We start from the raw sequence: 19,533 nt of genomic DNA, 5'->3' as shown, positions 1-19,533 counted from the left end.
ATCATCATCGCGCCAGACCATCAGCAAGCGATTCGATTGGCACACGCGTAAACCCGATCTGCTGCTTACCAATACTATAGATCACATACAATTGATTACCATGCTGCACCACATGTGGATACTGCGGCCCGCCCCAGCGTGACTTACCCACCCCTTGCGTCCACGGCTTCCACACCGAAACAAGCACAGCCGTTTGATCAAACACTACCCCGTCTTGCGACAACATCAACACAAGATCACGTCGATCTTTACTATTGGTGATAAGCCACACACGTCCATCATCTAGGCGCCCCGAAAACGAGAGCGCATACCCCGGCAGATTGGTTTTAACTGCAAGCTGGTACGCACCGCTTTCATCCGTCGTAGATACATAGAGACAACCGGGGTCTGCCAAATTATCGCGAACCGCCATCCACTGACCATCGCTTATCTGGTACTGCGTCAGATGTGCAAGGCCATGCTTCCCATTAACCGTTAGATGCCTTGTGCCCGGGTTGAATCGCGGCCGACCACGATCTCTCCGCTCAGACATTGCGCGTATATTTCTTCGCATTTGCTCATCACACTTGCTGACATCCTTCACATCACGATACAAATCTTGAAGCGGATTGAACAACATCACCTTATCGCCGGTCACCGCCAAACGTTCATACACCGCACCATCCACAAACATCTCGCTAACATATCGAATCTCTCCACCTTCAATCTTCAGTTGTTGATAGAACGTAGGACCAATATCCCATCGAATATCGTATGGGAAGCCCTTCTCACGCCCGTCCATAAGCGAGAACCGAGCTGTGTTGATCGAATTAGACTGACGAAACCGTTCATTCATATCGTCCGTCCACCCCAAATACATTCTTAAACGAGCCACCACATACAATCGCCCCCCAATCTGCTTAATTTCCCCTGAAATAAAGCGTTTTTCCTGCGCAAGAACATTCTCTTTCTCGGCGCGCCGCCACACGTCCGTCGCTGGCGGCGCAATTTCAAACACGCCGTCTAACCACTGAATAGACTTATCCTGATGAATCTTGCCGAGCCGCCCAAGCAACCGCTGCCCCGCCCCGTTCTCATCAATCGCATGATTGGTCCAATACGCAATGAGATAATCATCTGCAACCAGCAGATGCGGATGGTGATTGTACAATCCGTGGCCAGTTGAAGGATAGCCAACACCCTCTCCTGATCCGATCGTCATCGGCAACGGATCATATAGCAATTCATGCACCACACCCTGAAGCTGCGGCAAACCTAATCCAATCACATCCGGATGATAACCCTTCGGCTCCTCCCACCGTACTGGCATTTGCGCAAATACCGTTATCGCAACCATAAGATGGATCACGCCCACAACAATCAATTTCATGATCAATACCTTTAGAAAAATGTACCGGCTCAATGCGACATCAAACCGTATCTTGCCATTCAAGCACGGTTAGTGATCACTTGACTGATCGCACTGTCGAGACGATCCGGATCGCTACGCCATTTGCCCGGCGACATGCCATGCCTATTTTTAAAGTGTCGAATAAACAAATTGACGTTCTCGTAACCGCACATAGCAGCAATCTCCTTCACCGTTAAATACGGCTCCGCTAAATGCTGGCACGCCACTTCCATTCTTAGCTGCAACAAATACTGAGCTGGCCCACAACCAAACGATTCGCGAAAAAGAGCTGTCAGATGACTCGCACTAATCGCAACTTGTACCGCAAGGTCAGATACACACAGTGGATCGCTGATATGTGCATGAACAATCTCCAGTGCATGCGCCAGTTTCGGGTGTGCTGGCATCGGCATACGCTTTGGCATCCGGATCTGATCAATCATCCGCAACAACCCCAATAACAAACCACTTGCCGACAACAGATCACACCCCTGCATGTCATTTCGATTCTCTGCCAACATCTGCATCAACTGCTGCACGGCTTGATGCTGCCTAACCTCGATCACCTCCGGTCGAATTTCAAAAACTGTGCTCGCACAACGAAAACCAACATAGATCGTGCGAACCGATTCATGTGAAATCTGCACTTGATTGTGCGGCTCATCCGGCGACACCACCAGTAACTCCCCTTGGCCTACCACATAATCCACACCCTCCATCACCACCCGACACTGCCCACGAGTCACCAAAATCAACTCCGCACAATGATGCCGGTGCATCGAGACATTGCAGTCATCAGTGTGCCACCCCGCAAAACGCAAACTCGGCAATTCTTCAATATGCATCGTTTCTCTCACATTAGCATCGAAAAGTGATATATGTCCGTTGATTCCTGCGATTGAATTACAAACATAAGATGATATTTTTTAATGTGTTGTGAGATTTAATCAAGACCAAACACAAATCACACTTCAATCGTATATTGACATTTTCATGCATCAAGGTCAAGCCTCATTTTTCAATGCCAAAAGTACAGGAGGAAATCATGCAAAAGAGATCCAACGGCAAAATGAGCTTCTTACTCACCGCAGCGTGTGGCTGCGTGTTTGCGACACAGACGCAAGCAGCTCTCATTTCTTCGTATTCGTTTGATGACAGTTCACAAACCAAAACCATTGCCAGCCAAGTCGCAACAACCATCGTCGACGATCAAGGCGCCGCAAGCGGTGACCTGCGATACAACGGCGCGTTTTACGACGTGAATAACCCTGTTGCTGGTGGACCTGCATTTGTTGCTTCTGGCGCCGGCACACCGCTCGACGCTCTCAGCGGCAACCACGGCTCAGCACTTTCTATGCCCAGCGCTAACGGCGGCGAAGTTGCTCTCGGCAAAATCGGCGCGCACGACTTCGAGAAAAACGATTTCTCCATGGCTGGCTGGTTCAAGCTCAACGCGCGCACTGGCGGCACAACATTCATCTACGACAACGCCGTCCACAACTTCGGCGGCCAATCCATCGCTGTCTTCGGCAACGGCCTGCTCGAATTCGCCGTCAAAGGGACTTCCAGTGATGGCGGCACAACCTTCGACAACATCTCAATCGTCTCCGACAGCAGTGTCGATGATGGTCAATGGCACTTCTTTGCCGCGATCATCGATGATGAAGTGGCGACCCTTTCCATTGATGGTGTGCAACAAGGTTCGTCAGTCGCTTACGGTCTCGGCACCAAAGCCCGTCCCACCGGCAGCAAAGGCACACGTATGGCAGTCGGGATTGATGGCGAACTTGATACGTTCAAGATCTACGACCACGCACTGACAGCTGGTGAACTGAACGGTCTCTACAAAGTTCCAGAGCCTGCTTCACTGATGCTTCTCTCAGCAGGTACGCTACTTCTTAGCCGTAGATCAAAGAAGTAAACGACATACGTAATATTCAATCCGCTGATGTAGCTTAACCGCGGCATCAGCGATTACCATGACATGCTAGCGGAGTAACCATCATGAACATCCTCTTTTACCGAAGAGCTTTCACGCTCATTGAACTTCTTGTTGTCATTTCCATCATTGCACTTCTTATTGGGATTCTTCTTCCAGCTCTGGCCTCGGCGCGTGAACAAGCAAGACGCACACAATGTCTTGCCAACATGCGCTCCGTCGGTACATCTGCGATCGCATTACTCGTGGACTCGAAGGGGGTCATGCCAGATCGTTACGGCGACACCGCTTTGAACCCTGCATCCAATGTACAACGCACACCCTACACATGGCCACATGAAGGATTCGTCGATCAGCTTCTCCCTTATCTCGGCAATATGGATATTGTCCACTGCCCGACTTGGGACGACAGTGAATTCAAAGACAACCCATCAGACATGCGCCCCAATGAATCGTGGATGGGCTTCACCGGAAACTACTACCTCACCAAATATCTATGGCTACCTGGCCTCTATGATAAAAATCGAACCGTCGCACCTGCCTATGGCGGCATCTTCTACGATGACCCCATCATGATCTCGTCACGCAACATCCTCGAAGAAAACAGCGACAAGCTCATCATGGCGGAATATAACTTCATGCTCTCCTCAGGTGGCGGCAGTAATCATGGTACGCAAGGCTTCGTTGGCGGCATCACACGTGCTGATTTTGTCCGGCACCTAGTTGGTTCAAACCGCATGCATGCAGACGGCCACGGCACATGGGTCACCCAAGACAGTATGGGTGCTAACGACACTCGCCCCACCAGTGCTGCCGATACAGCACATTACTCTCATGCAAGTAGCGGCACGCGACCTTATTTCTGGTAAATACAGCAGAAAACAATCAATCTTGATTTCATCTCACTACAAGTTTTGTAAAATCAGTACGGAGTACAACGTGGTCAACTTTATGCGAATCATTCATCACACCACCATTATTCTTTGCACGTTCGTGCTTCTAGCATGTACCGCTGCCACGCGCGCCGCACTTGTTAGCCATTACCCTTTCAACGGCCAACCTTCGCAGAATATTTACAACACCACCGGCCCAAACGCCACACTCATCGGTCAAACCGATCAATCCTACCAACCAAGCACCGCCGGCCATGGCGCAAACTACGGCAACGCCATCCATCTCACAGGTAAAGATGATCATGCCGCATTAGGTCGTATGGACTTATTCAACTTCAACCAAGATGATTTCTCAATCACTGGATGGTTCAGACACAACAAACTCACCGGTAAAACCCACCGCATGATCTTTGATAATGCCCAGCATAATCAGGGCGGTGCCGGCATCATCCTCTTCCGCGCTAATTCAGGTAAAGGCGGGCACGTCCTTTTTGAAGTCAAAGGCACCAACAAACACAACGTCGGCATCTTCTCTGATATGCGCCTCGACGATGATCAATGGCACTTTGTCTCGGCTGTTGTTAAAAACAAAACACTCTCACTTTACATTGATGGCAAACTTCAATCCTCTCAAGCTACTTATCATCCCAACACCACCGCCACACCTCCCACCACCAAACGTGCCTCACTTGGCAAAAACTTCATCGGCTCACTCGATGACATCTCCATCTTCAACCACGCTCTTTCTCAAAATGACATTGATGACCTACACAAAAACGGTCTGACTTCCTTCGGCTACACACCTGATACACAACCTCCCACGCAAATCACCACCTCCGAAAACCGCATCAAAATTAAAGAGCATCTTGCCTTCGACGGACACACCGGCTGGCCACATAACAACATCACCTACCGCCTCGCATGCGCTCCCATCATCACCCAAGCGCAAAACGGCGATCTCCTCGTCGCATGGCTTTCCGGCTCTGCCAAAGAACCTGCCACCGACAACTGCGTCCTGATCGCTCGATCATCCGACCTCGGTAAAACATGGTCCAAACCTAAAATTCTGATTCCTGCAGGCAAACAAGCTTCCGCACTCACCAACATGTTTACCACTGAAAACGGACAGATCGTCGTCCTCGGCGCCTACTGGCCATCTGAAGACCTCTACACCATCTGGAATTATTTCCGCATGACCTCTGATGATCATGGCAAAACATGGTCGTCCAAGACTCCACTCAACTTTCGTAGCAATCGCGCTTCGCTCGGCCACCGCTTCAAATTGCAGAACGGCCAATACTTTTACCCCGGTTCGACATTCACTGCTCGCGACAAGCCGCTCATCGCACCCGTGACTAAACTCGCTTACGCCAAAACCGAAGCACAAGCTGCAGCCATGCCAGAAGCCGAAGGCAAAAAACCCGGCAAGTTCGGCACACATCTGCACGGTTGCCAGGGCTTCACCTCCAACGACGACGTCACCACTTTCAATGAACACGGCGAAGTCGCCAACAGGCCACTAGGTTTACTTGAACCGACAGCTGTCCAACTCGATGACGGTACCATCGTCATGCTCATGCGCGCCGAATGGGGCGGTTTCCTCTGGCGATCCGATTCCAAAGATAACGGTAAGACATGGTCGCCTGCTGTCCAAACCGACATCCCCAATCCTTCCTCACTCATCGCGCTCATTAAACTTCCCGACAGCCGCATCGCACTCATCCACAATCCTTCCGGCGGCATCCCCGGTGAGCGCGGCCCACGCGACCCAATCGCCATCTGGATCTCCGACGACCAACTCGAATCATGGTCCATCAAACAGGATATCATCTTCGGCGGCAAACTCGCTTACCCTCACCCCATCATCATCCAATCTGGCAAGCTCGTTTTTGCCTACGACCACAACCGCCGCCAAGTCCGGTTCGTTACTGTCGAACTCCCCCCTGCAAACAACTAGTCACAAACCAAACCCACAACGCCGCCCAAAAATATCATACACCAGTAATCGTCCGCACCCGCTTACATTAATTTTAATGAAACGATCATTACTTTAACTAACAACATGAGATCCACAATGGACAGCTTCCTGAACAAACCCAACCAGCCTGTTAAAATCATCCTCGATACCGACATGGGCAACGACATCGACGACGCGCTCGCGCTCGCACTCATCCACACACTACAAGACCATGGCGAATGCGAACTGCTCAGCGTCATCTCCAGCAAAGACCACCCCAACGCTGCCACCTGTATCGATCTGCTCAATACTTTCTATGGCCGCCCCAGCATACCCATCGGTCAAATCACGAGTGGCTTCACCCCTGAGGTTGGCCTGTTCAACAAAGCCCTCACCGACAAACAAAACGACCAAGGCAAACCCCTCTACCCTTGCTCCCAATCACCAGAACAATACACTGACCCCGTCACCCTACTCCGCAAACAACTTGCCGAACATGATGATCACTCAGTTATCATCATGATGATCGGTTTTTCAACTAATATTATTCGCCTCTTTGAATCTCCACCCGATCAATACTCACCACTGAGTGGCCACGATCTGGTCGACCAGAAAGTATCTTACTTCTCCGTCATGGCCGGTAATTTCTGCGAAGAGAATGTTCATAGCCCTGACCTGAAGTACCGTGAATACAACATCCACATGGACCCCGAATCGGCGAGACGATTCGCTAACGAATCGCCGCGTCCCATCATCTATTCGGGTTTTGAAATCGGACTCGCCATCCCCTATCCCATGGCCAGTATCGAAAGCGACTACAATTGGATCGACCACCACCCCGTCATTGATGGCTATCGCCTCTACCGTGAAATGCCCCACAACCGCCCCACCTGGGACCTCACCAGCGCCCTCTTTAGTATCCGACCACACGAAGGGTACTTCCAACTCTCGCAACCCGGCAATGTCGACATCAGAGAAGACCATGTCACCGTCTTCACACCCGACCCCAATGGCAATTGCGTCTACCTTAAACTTGATCCCAATCAGATCCCCCGCATCACCCAAACCTTTACCGAGCTTTGTTCCGCCATTCCGCGGAACCACCCTGCCGCCAAGCAGCAAACCCCAACGACCTAAAGTCGATCTATATCAACCTGCATTCATCACCGCCCATCATCATGATGGGCGGTTTTTCTATAGACCACCAATGCCCCTTTGCCGAATCGCAAGTTTTTTGATGCCTATCCCCCCCGAGCTTTTCTGCGTTTGATCGCAAAAATGGTCCCTGAATCACCGAGAGTGGTGGCCCATGTCACGACCAAACTACGCGCTTCTCAAATTGTATGATTGACTTCTCGCTTATTTGTTCATACATTTAAACATATGACGTTTGAGCCCACCCAAAACACAACCCCCTCACCACTGCTTCCCGCGGCCGTATGTTTTGACGGATGCACCGGAGAGCTAGGCGGCGGCAACCTTAACACACCGCTTCAGAAGCTCCGTCGAACTATCGGTGATCTGATTGGCGTATTCGCAGATCAACAAGCCTACAATGAAATTGCTCCAGGCACACTCGCCTACGAAGCAAACCTTTATCTCCCGGTCAAGCAAGGTACGCAAGGTGGATTGTTCTTCGGCAACACCAAAGTCATGCCCATGATGATCGGCAACGAATACAACATGACCAAAGGACACTTCCATAAAAATCGCGACGCAGCAGAGTACTACTGGTGTATTGCTGGCGAAGGCGCATTGATCCTGATGAATGAAGATCGATCCTGCCGAGCAGAATACATGACCCCAGGTTCATTACATTACATTCCGGGACGTACCGCACACCGTGTGGCTAACATTGGCAAGCACGTACTAACACTAGGCGCGTGCTGGCCAGCCGATGCGGGGCATGACTACGAAACCATTGCAAAACAAGGCTTTTCCGCACGATTACTTTGTGTCAATGGTAAACCCCAGCTTGTTGATATCGACAAGAGAGAGAATGAACATGACCGCTGCTGAACTTTCATTACTCAAAGTTGATCGCGCATCCCCGATGCCTCTACATGCACAAGTAGAACGCGCTCTGCGCCAATTATTACAAAGCGACTCATATAAGGACGGTGACCTGCTTCCCAATGAAATGGATATAGTGAAGCAGATGGGAATCAGCCGAGGCACGCTACGTGATGCGATCAAACGCCTCGTCGGTGAAGGATTACTTGAACGGCGCGCCGGTATAGGCACGCGTATTTGTCGTCGGCGCGTGACAACTTCAGCAACAGCTTGGCCAAGCTTTCGCCGAGAGATGAGTGATCGAGGGATGGATGTAATTGAATTGGAAACTCGCTGGGAGCATTTACCTGCACCCATAGCGGTCGCGCAGATTTTTCAGATCAATCCATCCATACCGATATGGCGACTCTCACGGCTGCGTGGCATAGTTAAACGAGAAAACACCCCCAAACAAGCGCGTTCGCCCAAACCAACCGTCTGGTTCCGTTCGTGGTTCTTGCCTGACCTGGAGGATGTTTCATCGATTGATCTACAGCACGGCATGTACGCGGGTTTGCAAGTACTCAAAGGTGTTACGCCGGCGCGCTCGGACGAGTCAATCTCCGCAAAGGCGGCGACCACAACCGTGGCGAAGCAGCTCCGTATCACACGAGGTACGCCTATCCTTTTACGTGAACGTTCGGTTTATGACAGCGCAGAGCGAGTTATTGAATACGCGATCAATCACTACCGCGCCAGCCAATTTCAATACACCGTCAGCCTCAAGCTCGACCCTAGCAATCAAATGATCACGTCATGAATACGACCAAACATACAACTTGGGCAGCAGATATTGGAGGAACGCAGATCAAACTCGCGTTGCTTGATGAACACAAAACAATACTTGAACGCCGCCAAATTGACGTTAATGACCGTACTCGTTTAGAACCACAGCTCGCACAGATGGTTTCGCACTGGCAGAGCATGACCACAGCTCACCCCGCATGTGCAACTCATAAACCGCTGATCGCACTTGCCTTTGCCGGCATTGTTGAGACCACCAACAATCGTATCCTTTCAACTAATGGAAAGTATCTTGATGCACCAGATCTTGATCTTGCCGCGTGGGCACAATCAACCTGCCACGCGAAACTGGTCATTGAAAACGATGCACGCGCTGCTTGCGTAGGTGAATGGAAAGCTGGCGCGGGACGAGGCTGCAACAACCTAGCCATCATGACACTCGGCACAGGTATAGGCACCTCCACCATCATCGAAGGTAAGCTTCTCCGCGGCATTCATGGACAAGCCGGCGTGCTCGGCGGACACCTACCTGTCATGCTTAATGGCCCCGATTGTACCTGCGGCAGCCAAGGCTGCGCCGAAGCGATCGCCTCCACTGCACATCTTCCCGAGTTGATCCAACGCATCCTCAAACAGAACCCCACGTATTTAGATAGCCCCATCGCCAAATTGAAATCACCGAGCTATCTCGACATCCACACATGGGCAAATCAGAACGATGTGCTGGCACAAACAATCGAACGTGACAGCATCCAAACATGGGGGGCCGCAGCGGTCGGGCTTGTGCATGCATATGATCCCGAGCGATTAATCCTTGCCGGTGGCGTCGGACGAAGCTGGCCCGCAGTCCGTACAGGCATTCAAAAATATTTAGATGATCACGCATGGACGCCGTGGGGACGTGTCGACGTATTAATCAGTGAACTCGGTGATGATGCGGCGCTAATTGGTGCGGCATGGCTGCCCGAACTTAGCGCATCTTCGCAGGAGAAAAGCTAAATGACCATGCAATGCAATAGCACCGTCGTAGAACCACCGTTCACGAGCAACTATGACAAACGGCCCGTTGTGCCCGTCCCCATAAACGGACGAAATATCACGTGCATACAAGGCTGGAATGACATCGCCGTCACAATAAATGATGCATGGATCACCTCCAATCATCCCACTTTTGCGATTGATTGTTATCTCGGTGTCGACACGCAAGAACTCAAAAAATACCTTGTTTCGAAGCTTAAACCGAACTACATCATCGAGATGATCGATCTGTTTAAGCCGCAAGATGAGATCGAGAAACTGGTAGCTCCATGGCTGGGTAGTGATGATCCGATCTTCGGATTCCTCTGCCCATTACAGCTTGAACAATTCTTCTGCCCGCAGAAACTTGCCAAAGCAAAAGCACAAGTCAAGACCGCAAAGCCAAACGAGCGTATCCTGATTCTCGGCATTGGCGCCACACTCATCCAAAATCAAGGGCTACTCATCTACGCCGACATGCCACGCTGGGAAGGACAACTCCGCCAACGTCGCAACCAAGCCAGTAACCTAGGCGTGAACAACCACAACCTTAAAGCCTCCCTGCAATACAAACGCGCCTACTTCATTGATTGGCGTGTGTGCGACCGTCATAAAAAGCCTTTGCTGAAAACAGCCGACTACTTCCTAGATACCACACATCACACTTCACCGAAACTCGCAAACGCCAATCACATCCACGAAGGCTTGCAGGCCGCAACACATCAACCTTTCCGCGTCGTACCATTTTTTGATCCTGGCCCGTGGGGTGGTCAGTGGATGCGCCAAGTATGCGACCTCAAAGGCTACAACGATCCTGAACCACAAAACTATGCGTGGTGCTTTGATTGCGTCCCGGAAGAAAACTCCCTGCTGCTTGGTTTCAATGATTGCGCATTTGAATTGCCCAGCGTCAACGCGCTCTACAACCACCCGCGCGAATTGCTCGGTGATCTAGTACACGCGCGCTTTGGTGACGAGTTCCCGATCCGTTTCGACTTCCTCGACACCATGGACGGCGGCAACCTCTCCTTCCAAGTCCACCCGCTCACTGAGTACATCCAGCAGCACTTCGGCATGCACTACACGCAAGATGAAAGCTACTACCTGCTTGATGCTGCTGATGACGGCACGTGTTACCTCGGCTTGAAGCCAGGTGTCGACCCCGACGCGTTCCAAGCCGCGCTCGAAGACGCACAAGCCGGCGGCAAACCATTCGATGCAGACAGGTTCGCCAATTGCTTTCCCGCTAAAGCGCACGATCACTTCCTCATCCCCGCGGGCACGGTTCATTGCTCCGGCAAGAATACGATGGTGCTGGAGATCAGCGCCACCCCCTATATTTTCACATTCAAGCTTTGGGACTGGGGGCGCCTTGGACTCGACGGCAACCCGCGCCCGATCAACATCAAACGCGGCATGCAGAACATTCAATGGGACCGTGACACCACTTTCTGCGAAACACAACTTATCAACACAATTGAACCTGTCGGTGAAGGCGATGGCTGGCGCGAAGAACGCACCGGCCTTCACCAACGTGAGTTTATCGAAACCCGACGGCACTGGTTCACTAAAACCGTTCCGCATCACACCGGTGGCATCGAACATGGCAGCGTGAATGTGCTAAACCTCGTGCAAGGGCGTGAAGCCATCGTTGAATCACCGACCGATGCATTCGAACCGTTCATTGTTCACTATGCTGAAACATTCATCGTCCCCGCATCCGTCGACGCATATACCATCCGCCCATACGGTGAAGCGGAAGGCACCGAGTGTGCCACCGTCAAAGCATTTGTCCGTACACAATCATGATGCAAAACCAAGCAACCTAGAACAAGATGAACCTCAATTCCACCAACCAATCTTCGTTTGACCCCGGCCTGAACATTTTCCCAACTACAACGCCGCTTGGTTTTCGACTCGGCGAGAACACCTTTGGCCCCCAACCTGAAATAAGAACACTCGATGCCATCCGCCCTTCCCTGCAAGATCCAAACTGCACCGGCCCCGATGAGGTTTACGCAATCATGATGGATGTGGGCAAACCGTCACATCACAATGACCTTCTGGATCGCCACTTGCTTTTCGGCGTAGTCACCTATGCCACCGGCCAACTCGGCCAGGAACCCATCCGATCACAAGGACACACCCACGCAAAAAACCCCCGCAATGGCGTCCGCACACCGGAAGTTTATGAAATCTGGCAAGGCCGCGCCGTGATCCTAATGCAGGAAAAATGCATCGCAAATGACTCCGACGCCGGACAATGCTACGCAATAGAAGCCGGCCCCGGCCAAGTTGTCATCGTGCCACCCGGCTGGGCCCACGCCACTATCAGCGCCGATCCAAGTCAACCGCTCACCTTTGGCGCATGGTGCGATCGTGATTATGCGTTTGATTATGACGACGTCCGCGCCCACAACGGTCTCGCATTCTTTCCGAAATTAAATCTTGGCCGTACATTACAATTTGAACACAACCCGACCTACCAAAATTACACTGAACTGATTCGCAGGCCGCCAAGACCGTATACTGAACTTAAAATAGATCCTGATATACCGATCTATTTGCAATACGAACAATCACCTTCACGCTTTGATTTCGTGCCCAATCCTGATTCAGTACACGATGCATGGACACGTTTCATACCATAATTCATCCATCAACCATGCCAACTGGCCGTAGAAGTTTAACCCATGAATCATGATCCCAACATTGATTTCCGTTTTGCACCGCCATCAAGCTGGACCTGCATCGGCTTCGCTGATGATCAACACAAATCACTCGTTCGTGAGGATGGCGCATTGCTCTATGATTATCAGCGCATTGTTACCCATCAATTCAATCGCATCCTATCCTTTCGCTTACTCGGCTCTGGCGAACCTCAAACCATCACGCAAGTCACCGAAACCGCCAAACGCCCTATCGTCATCACCACACTCACCTACTCCCACGCCATACTCCAACTCCGCGCCTTCGCCTATCAACAAAACGATCAACGATCCGACATAGTCCAGTGGTCCATCTCACAAAACCCAAACCAAATCACCCCTCATCAGGTCGCTCTTCACCTCAATGCCCTACAAAACCAGGGGCAATGGCAAGCCGTCGACACAAGTGACCACCATTTGTCATCGTTCTCCCACATCCAATTTTCCCCAAACACCGACCACCCCACGCAACCCCAAAAAGACCGCCCGGTCATCATCCAACACCAATCCGTGTTCAGCATCGAACAACCCCTGCATCACCACCCTACACGCACATTCGGTCCAGGCTTCGGCTGCATCACCGAACCCATTGCATTATCACCCGACCACACACTGCATGGCTCAATCATCATCACACTTGATCACCATGACGCACCCTTTCATAAACTCGCAGATATCGATCACGCACTAGATAGCATGCGACAACACTGGGATCATGCCAATTTTCAAACACGCACACTACAAGTCCCCGATCCACAAATCAACGACATGCTCCGCGCCTGTGCACGGAACATTTTTCAAGCCCGCGAGATCAAGGATGGCTCCCCCGAATTTCAAGTCGGCCCAACCTGCTACAGAGGACTCTGGATGGTCGACGGCCACTTCATGCTTGAAGCTGCCCGCTATCTCGGCCACGACCAGGAAGCTGACCGCGGTATTGATGCTATGCTCAAGCGCGTCCATGACGACGGCTCAATCACCGACATTCCTGAACACACCAAAGAAACCGGTATTGCCCTCGCCACACTCGTTCGCCAAACCGAACTCAGCGGCAACTGGGACCGTCTTAAAAAACTTTGGCCCACCGTAATTAAAGCACGACACTATATCCAATCGCTACGAGATCAAGCACGCCAACTTGATCCTTCTGCACCTGAATTCAGCCTGCTCCCACGCAGCTTCCCCGATGGTGGGATCAATGGCCTCCGAGCCGAATACACTACCGCACTCTGGATTATGATCGGCCTCAAAGAAGCAGCACGTGCCGCTGCCCACCTCGGCAATCATCAAGACGCCGACACATTTCAGGCTGATTTTCAAGGGCTTTTAGAAGACTTTCGCCGCTGCGCGGCACGAGACATGCAGCATCTTGATAACGGTATCCCCTACCTCCCCCAATCCATGCCGAACAGCAGCAGCGAACACCATTGGAACGAAAACCAAACCGATCGCGTTTCTATCAACCATCGCATCGGCCCACTCACCGGCACATGGGCACTCTGCCAAAGCATCTTCCCCGGCGAAATTTTCGATCAAGATGACTCTATCGTTCAAAATCTTCTACGACTCTTCGAGCATAAAGATCAAGAACAAGGAATTCCCATAGAGACAGGTTGGCTTCCATATCAAGCACTTTGGCCTTACTATGCTTCCTTTGCCGCGCATGTTTGGCTATACGCTAGCCAAGGCGAAAAAGCCGCGCAATACCTCTATGCTTTTGCCAACCACGCAGCCCCCACGCGCATCTGGCGGGAAGAGCAAAGTCTTGCGTCATCCGATCTTGATTTGTGTTGGGGTGACATGCCGCACAACTGGGCTTCCGCCGAATTCATACGTCTGGTACGCAATCTGCTTATCTTTGAGCGTGGTAACCAGCTCGAACTTATGCCCGGCATTCCTAGCACATGGCTCATACCCAACCAACCCATCATCGTTGAAAACTCTCCCACACGCTTCGGTCCAATTTCAATCACTGCGAAATTAGATCACGCCAACACATGGCACGTACAAGCCGAAATAGATTCAAACTGGCCACTACAACCAGACACCATCACGCTTCACATCCCATCGAAAATGAATCGCGTCATCGTTAATAATCAACTCGCCAAACCCGACCTGCGCACCTTAGCTTTAAACAAAAGCATGACCCTCCAGCCATCATCTTCGTAGGCCACCTAACATTCAGATCCTACTGATCAGAACCCGTCCACAACGGACTGGCTGTCACATACCAAGCAGCTTACGGATGAAATTAAATTCATACACCGTTTCCATCTTGCCGGAAATAGCAAAAGATATTTCCGGTATCTCCCGGCAATGATTGCCCCCAACACACTACTATTCACCCAATAATCATCATTTATCGCCTCCTATCAAAGATTTCTGGTATTTCGGCATCTGTACAAAAGCAGATATTTGAAATTTTTATTTAATTAGAAATATCTCTTGATTTACAGAAATATTAAAGTACACTCTACATTGTTAAATCACAGATAGTCCACATACCGCAATTGAATCGCCCCCTGACTACGGAATGTTTTCCAATGCCCGCAACCAAGAATCCATCCATTGTCGAATTAGCCAATCGCCTTGGCGAGGATATCCGCGAGCGCAAACTTACACCGGGTGAACCTTACCTCACAGCATCTGAAGCCGCACTTAAACTTGGCGTCAGCACACAACGCGCCAACCGTACCTTGCAACTACTTTCCGTTCGCCGTCAGATTGTCAGATCACGCGGATCAGCACCTACTATCCTCGATCCATACGCTGATCAAAACGGCAAAGTCTCCATTCGCAAGATTCACATTTTCATCCCCAAAGCAGACATGACCACTGAAGGCATCTATTCCGACGGATGTTTGCTTGGCCTGCAAAAAGCACTGCCAGATGCAGACATTCATTTGAATTTTTTTCCAGCTCAGAACGAAGGACAGTTCACTCAAGACATCGTTACACTCTCAACCGCCAAAGATGAAATGGCTGGCTTCGTCCTTGTCCGTTCTTCCATCGAATCACAACTCACAATCGCAGAATCCGGCTTACCCGCAGTCATACACGGATCACCCTACCCCGGCGTGAAAGGCATCCCCTCTATCGACCGTGACTATATCGCAGCTGCCGACCTTCACGTTGACTATTTCCAACGTAAAGGTTGCAGCCGCATCATTCTTTTGATGCATGACCACATGTATGCTGGTGGCTTCCTTTTTAAACAAGCATTACAAACAAAATTCGAATCTATCGGCTTCCCACATTGCGCCATTACACCGATCTTTATTCCAGTCCATGAAGTAGCCGCCCAACAAACCCTAATTGACCATGTTTCCAATAATAGCGAGAACACAGGCGTCATCGTATTTGGTGGCCATATCGCCGAGGTTTGTTGCCATGCCATGAAGCGATTGAATCTTAAAAACAAGCATGATCTGTTCATGACCTACGGCGGATATTACGCCACAGGACCCAAGATCATTCAAAAAATCCCACACGAAGAATCCGTTATTTCACCCGAAGAACAAGGTGAGTTGGTTGGCCGAATACTTGAGGCACAAATCAATCCCGCAAACCCAACACCTGAACCGTACCGCATGGAAATGCAATTTGTCGAATCATAAATCGATCATCATGTAACACTGTTTTCCAAAATCAAAGAATCCATATATCGCAGCTGCCAATTCACCGGCAGGATTGCAATGGCTATTACTTTGTCAACACTTTTACTTTTATGAAGGAGAATTCGTATGCGAAAAAGAGAAAGTATCATCCGGATGGGAATGAGTATGTTCGTTGCAGCCGGGGCACTATTGATCACCAGTGAGCAAATCATTGCCGCCCCCATCGCGATCGATAACGCCAGCTTCCAGGACAACGACATCACAAGTTTTGATGGCACTCTTGGCGGCGATTGGGTCGAATCAGAAGGGCATGGTTTCGGTATTCTACTGCTTCACAACGATCAAGACCCACTCAATGCGTTTGATGGCGATCAATATGCCGCACTTAGCAACCGCAGCACGCCCGCAGGCGACACCAACTTCTCACAGAAGGTTCTGACTGCCGGCATCGTCAATGGCACAACTTACACCCTCTCTGCATATTTCCGCAGAATTAACGCTTCGCAACCTGAAGACGGTGCGATTAGTTTCGGCTTCTCTGACGGAACGGCTGTGCTAGCGACTTATAACTTTGACGGAACCACCAATGTCTTGTCACACACAGCATGGGTTAAGCACTCTGTCAGCTTCACCGCCACCACGGCCAATGCTGGCGATGACCTATATATTGCATTCCAAAACGCATCAAGCTCCGGCGCTTCACTCAACCGTGTGTTCATTGATGCCGTTAGTTTGGAAGCAACCCCGATCCCTGAACCTGCGACCCTCTCCCTCGGTCTAGTCGGTCTCGGACTGCTCATGAAGCGAAAGCGTATCAACTAAACAGGCTAGCCGCCTAATCCACTCTACCTTAACCAGCAGGGTGGGTTTTCACCGATTGCATCAATCATCAACCGCGTGTTATGCGACAAATAAATTTTTGAAAGTGCCTCTAATGAAACGCAAACAAGCATTTACATTGATCGAACTTCTTGTGGTCATATCAATTATTGCATTGCTAATCTCTATACTTCTCCCGGCGTTAAGCAAAGCTCGATCCGCTGGCATTAAGATTCAATGCCTTAGCAATCTGCGACAACTCGGCATCGCGACATATACATATCTCAATGACTACGATGAATTCTTGCCATCCAAAAGTATCAAATTACCCACGAACGCCATCACCGCCAGCGCCTTCTACTGGGTTGGCAAACGTGGCGATTCAACTATCGCTAGATACCACAGAGCGGTCCCCTCAGTTCGTCATTTAAATTTATATCTGTTCAATGCGCGCTTGCAGGATGAGGATGAAGTGCCTTACGCCATGTGCCCCACCGATCCGGGCGAAGATCTTTACAACCTAGTAGGAAGCTCATATTCAACAGCAAGCCACACACAGCATGATGACCTAACCAATTTTGGTGACAACATTGGTTCAGCACGCATGACCGAAATTATTAATCCAAGTAAGCTCGTTATTGCTGGCGAACACAGTGCCCAAGGCGCTGCGTGGGGAGAGCACATTCCTCAGCAACCGTGGCATGAAGAAGGGCGTTTCAATGTCCTTTTCGCAGACAGCCACGCCGCAACCATCCAAATCCCGAAAGTGAGCTTTCTCGGCAACAAGCAACTTGATGGTGGCGACTGGATCTACGACGAATACCGCACGTCCGGCCACAATCCTCCTTCAACACCCTAACACAACCATATTGAAGTACACACCCTTTGTGTTTAACAACGTAATGATTTACCTTCTGTAGATATTCTTAAAGGTTATAATCGGATGATGACTCGACGCTTTCTGATCATACTTCTTGCCTCCACACTGCTTATACCTTCCTTTGCATGTGCGGAGCCCATGTTTGAAAAAACAACGCTTTTTAAACGGCCAACCAGTAAGGACCACTACCGCTCACCTGCCTTGACCGTGCTTCCCAACGGACGCATCATCGCCAAAGGAACACTCAAGGTTGGACACATGCGCGATGCCGGCGGGAAAGACATAAACTACTACAAATACAGTGATGACAACGGCAAAACATGGCATGAAACCAAATCCCTCCGCCCCGCAACCGTCGTTGATGACATCAACAAACGTATGTTCCGCTTCGTTAGAAAATGGCCCATGAAAGATTCGAGCGGCAAACCTACCACCGAACACTGGATGATCGAACATCCGCAAGAGGGCTTTAAGCTTGGTGGAGGGCTTAAAGTTTTCTCAAGCACCGATGGTGAAAACTGGGGTAAAGGCATTGACATTGCCGATTCGATGTTCCTCTACAAAACTGGCGGCCTCGCATGGTTTATTGGTGATGGGATCCAACTCACCCGTGGACCACATGCTGGCAGACTTGTCATCCCCGGACGATACTTCGGTAAACAATGGGAACGTGTCGGCCCCAACGCGCACAACACCGTCGCTTATAGCGATGACTTCGGCAAGACCTGGCTATGGGGTGGCAGCTCACAAGGTTACAGCGGCGAAGCATGTATCGTTGAGCTTTCTGACGGTGCAGTCTATATGAGTAACCGTAACCATCATCCGCGTACCGCAGGATATCGCACGTGGGCAATCAGCCGTGACGGCGGCGAAACCTTCACTGAATTTGGTGTCGAGAAAGATCTTAAAGAACCCAAATGCCACGCCGCCATGATCCGCTACAATTTTCCAGATAAGGAAAAAGGCATCAAAGGCCGCGTCCTCTTCATCAATCCATCAGTTTACATGGAACCAAGCAGCGGCATCGCTCCTCATGCAGGGCGCAAAAACATGACCGTTCATATGAGCTTGAATGATTGCAAATCTTGGCCGATTTCCAAACAACTACACGCTGGGAAAAGCGGCTATTCGGACATAGCCGTCGCACCCGATGGAACTATTCTTTGTGTGTTTGAAAGTGGCGAAGACATCTATGCTGAGAACATCACACTCGTTCGCTTCAACATGGAATGGCTTGAAAGCAAGAAATAGATTGCCTCCAGCACATGCCGCCTTCGAAATAGCAAGCGTAATCATTCTCACATGCTAAAGAAAGTAACAATCCCCGCGCTCTGGCGAGGATTGTTTCTTTATATATACCAGATTAGCAGAAAGCATAACTTACTAAATGCGCAATCACAACAAACCAATCCTCACTATCATCGGATTTGATAATGCGCCTATCGCAAGAAAGATTAATCTGACAACGGTTGCAGTTCCATGGACAATCAACAGGCCAATGAGGCAACGGCACCTAA

At 50.4% G+C, this 19,533-nt stretch carries 16 protein-coding genes; 14 read left to right on the top strand and 2 right to left on the bottom strand.

Translation table 11 applies throughout. The annotated features are described in order from the left end of the window. Positions 1-4: 4 nt before the first annotated feature. On the bottom strand, positions 5-1,369 hold the full coding sequence (locus ACQ6WK_RS03455) for an exo-alpha-sialidase (RefSeq protein WP_432799350.1): 1,365 nt from the start codon (positions 1,367-1,369) through the stop codon (positions 5-7). A 59-nt stretch (positions 1,370-1,428) separates the two neighbouring features. Beyond that, entirely contained in the window at positions 1,429-2,235 is an 807-nt protein-coding gene (locus ACQ6WK_RS03450) for a helix-turn-helix domain-containing protein (RefSeq protein WP_432799349.1), read from the bottom strand. 200 nt (positions 2,236-2,435) lie between these two features. Here ACQ6WK_RS03450 and ACQ6WK_RS03445 point away from each other — a divergent pair, with 200 nt between their 5' ends. The 14 genes from ACQ6WK_RS03445 to ACQ6WK_RS03380 all read left to right on the top strand — a co-directional run bounded on the left by ACQ6WK_RS03445 (position 2,436) and on the right by ACQ6WK_RS03380 (position 19,267). Next, on the top strand, positions 2,436-3,311 hold the full coding sequence (locus tag ACQ6WK_RS03445; protein ID WP_432799348.1) for a LamG domain-containing protein: 876 nt from the start codon (positions 2,436-2,438) through the stop codon (positions 3,309-3,311). 83 nt (positions 3,312-3,394) lie between these two features. Then, positions 3,395-4,198, top strand: coding sequence for a type II secretion system protein (locus ACQ6WK_RS03440; protein WP_432799347.1), 804 nt, complete (start codon positions 3,395-3,397; stop codon positions 4,196-4,198). Between the two features lie 70 nt (positions 4,199-4,268). Beyond that, positions 4,269-6,179, top strand: coding sequence for an exo-alpha-sialidase (locus tag ACQ6WK_RS03435; protein WP_432799346.1), 1,911 nt, complete (start codon positions 4,269-4,271; stop codon positions 6,177-6,179). 117 nt (positions 6,180-6,296) lie between these two features. Continuing rightward, positions 6,297-7,316 (top strand): nucleoside hydrolase, encoded by a 1,020-nt coding sequence (locus ACQ6WK_RS03430; protein ID WP_432799345.1) that lies wholly within the window; start codon positions 6,297-6,299, stop codon positions 7,314-7,316. Between the two features lie 246 nt (positions 7,317-7,562). Next, positions 7,563-8,198, top strand: a complete 636-nt coding sequence (locus ACQ6WK_RS03425; RefSeq protein WP_432799344.1) for a glucose-6-phosphate isomerase family protein — start codon at positions 7,563-7,565, stop codon at positions 8,196-8,198. Then, complete coding sequence (locus ACQ6WK_RS03420) at positions 8,185-8,991, top strand: GntR family transcriptional regulator (protein WP_432799343.1); 807 nt, start codon at positions 8,185-8,187, stop codon at positions 8,989-8,991. Before ACQ6WK_RS03425 ends, ACQ6WK_RS03420 begins: the two co-directional genes overlap by 14 nt. Further along, positions 8,988-9,974: an ROK family protein gene (locus ACQ6WK_RS03415; protein WP_432799342.1), complete on the top strand. Its 987-nt coding sequence runs from the start codon at positions 8,988-8,990 to the stop codon at positions 9,972-9,974. Before ACQ6WK_RS03420 ends, ACQ6WK_RS03415 begins: the two co-directional genes overlap by 4 nt. Continuing rightward, the gene (locus ACQ6WK_RS03410; RefSeq protein ID WP_432799341.1) at positions 9,975-11,801 is read left to right on the top strand and encodes a class I mannose-6-phosphate isomerase; all 1,827 of its coding nucleotides are present in this window, start codon (positions 9,975-9,977) and stop codon (positions 11,799-11,801) included. It begins immediately after the preceding gene. A 26-nt stretch (positions 11,802-11,827) separates the two neighbouring features. After that, positions 11,828-12,643, top strand: coding sequence for a glucose-6-phosphate isomerase family protein (locus ACQ6WK_RS03405; RefSeq protein ID WP_432799340.1), 816 nt, complete (start codon positions 11,828-11,830; stop codon positions 12,641-12,643). A gap of 42 nt (positions 12,644-12,685) precedes the next feature. Further along, the gene (locus tag ACQ6WK_RS03400) at positions 12,686-14,869 is read left to right on the top strand and encodes a hypothetical protein (protein WP_432799339.1); all 2,184 of its coding nucleotides are present in this window, start codon (positions 12,686-12,688) and stop codon (positions 14,867-14,869) included. A 374-nt stretch (positions 14,870-15,243) separates the two neighbouring features. Continuing rightward, complete coding sequence (locus tag ACQ6WK_RS03395; protein WP_432799338.1) at positions 15,244-16,317, top strand: hypothetical protein; 1,074 nt, start codon at positions 15,244-15,246, stop codon at positions 16,315-16,317. A 126-nt stretch (positions 16,318-16,443) separates the two neighbouring features. Continuing rightward, positions 16,444-17,139, top strand: coding sequence for a PEP-CTERM sorting domain-containing protein (locus tag ACQ6WK_RS03390; protein WP_432799337.1), 696 nt, complete (start codon positions 16,444-16,446; stop codon positions 17,137-17,139). 112 nt (positions 17,140-17,251) lie between these two features. Beyond that, positions 17,252-17,995 (top strand): prepilin-type N-terminal cleavage/methylation domain-containing protein, encoded by a 744-nt coding sequence (locus ACQ6WK_RS03385; protein ID WP_432799336.1) that lies wholly within the window; start codon positions 17,252-17,254, stop codon positions 17,993-17,995. An 84-nt stretch (positions 17,996-18,079) separates the two neighbouring features. After that, a complete protein-coding gene (locus ACQ6WK_RS03380) occupies positions 18,080-19,267 on the top strand; it encodes a sialidase family protein (RefSeq protein ID WP_432799335.1) in 1,188 nt (395 codons plus the stop codon). Positions 19,268-19,533 lie beyond the last annotated feature (266 nt).

This window comes from Poriferisphaera sp. WC338, assembly GCF_050931845.1.
Taxonomy (GTDB): Bacteria; Planctomycetota; Phycisphaerae; order Phycisphaerales; family Phycisphaeraceae; genus Poriferisphaera.
This window is presented reverse-complemented; position numbering and strand designations above follow the sequence as displayed.

What these genes read in the sequence shown, in the direction of transcription:
- ACQ6WK_RS03455 (WP_432799350.1), bottom strand. Translation starts at nt 1,369, where the DNA reads ATGAAATTGATTGTTGTGGGCGTGATCCATCTTATGGTTGCGATAACG.
- ACQ6WK_RS03450 (WP_432799349.1), bottom strand. Translation starts at nt 2,235, where the DNA reads ATGCATATTGAAGAATTGCCGAGTTTGCGTTTTGCGGGGTGGCACACT.
- ACQ6WK_RS03445 (WP_432799348.1), top strand. Translation starts at nt 2,436, where the DNA reads ATGCAAAAGAGATCCAACGGCAAAATGAGCTTCTTACTCACCGCAGCG.
- ACQ6WK_RS03440 (WP_432799347.1), top strand. Translation starts at nt 3,395, where the DNA reads ATGAACATCCTCTTTTACCGAAGAGCTTTCACGCTCATTGAACTTCTT.
- ACQ6WK_RS03430 (WP_432799345.1), top strand. Translation starts at nt 6,297, where the DNA reads ATGGACAGCTTCCTGAACAAACCCAACCAGCCTGTTAAAATCATCCTC.
- ACQ6WK_RS03425 (WP_432799344.1), top strand. Translation starts at nt 7,563, where the DNA reads ATGACGTTTGAGCCCACCCAAAACACAACCCCCTCACCACTGCTTCCC.
- ACQ6WK_RS03420 (WP_432799343.1), top strand. Translation starts at nt 8,185, where the DNA reads ATGACCGCTGCTGAACTTTCATTACTCAAAGTTGATCGCGCATCCCCG.
- ACQ6WK_RS03415 (WP_432799342.1), top strand. Translation starts at nt 8,988, where the DNA reads ATGAATACGACCAAACATACAACTTGGGCAGCAGATATTGGAGGAACG.
- ACQ6WK_RS03410 (WP_432799341.1), top strand. Translation starts at nt 9,975, where the DNA reads ATGACCATGCAATGCAATAGCACCGTCGTAGAACCACCGTTCACGAGC.
- ACQ6WK_RS03405 (WP_432799340.1), top strand. Translation starts at nt 11,828, where the DNA reads ATGAACCTCAATTCCACCAACCAATCTTCGTTTGACCCCGGCCTGAAC.
- ACQ6WK_RS03400 (WP_432799339.1), top strand. Translation starts at nt 12,686, where the DNA reads ATGAATCATGATCCCAACATTGATTTCCGTTTTGCACCGCCATCAAGC.
- ACQ6WK_RS03395 (WP_432799338.1), top strand. Translation starts at nt 15,244, where the DNA reads ATGCCCGCAACCAAGAATCCATCCATTGTCGAATTAGCCAATCGCCTT.
- ACQ6WK_RS03390 (WP_432799337.1), top strand. Translation starts at nt 16,444, where the DNA reads ATGCGAAAAAGAGAAAGTATCATCCGGATGGGAATGAGTATGTTCGTT.
- ACQ6WK_RS03385 (WP_432799336.1), top strand. Translation starts at nt 17,252, where the DNA reads ATGAAACGCAAACAAGCATTTACATTGATCGAACTTCTTGTGGTCATA.
- ACQ6WK_RS03380 (WP_432799335.1), top strand. Translation starts at nt 18,080, where the DNA reads ATGATGACTCGACGCTTTCTGATCATACTTCTTGCCTCCACACTGCTT.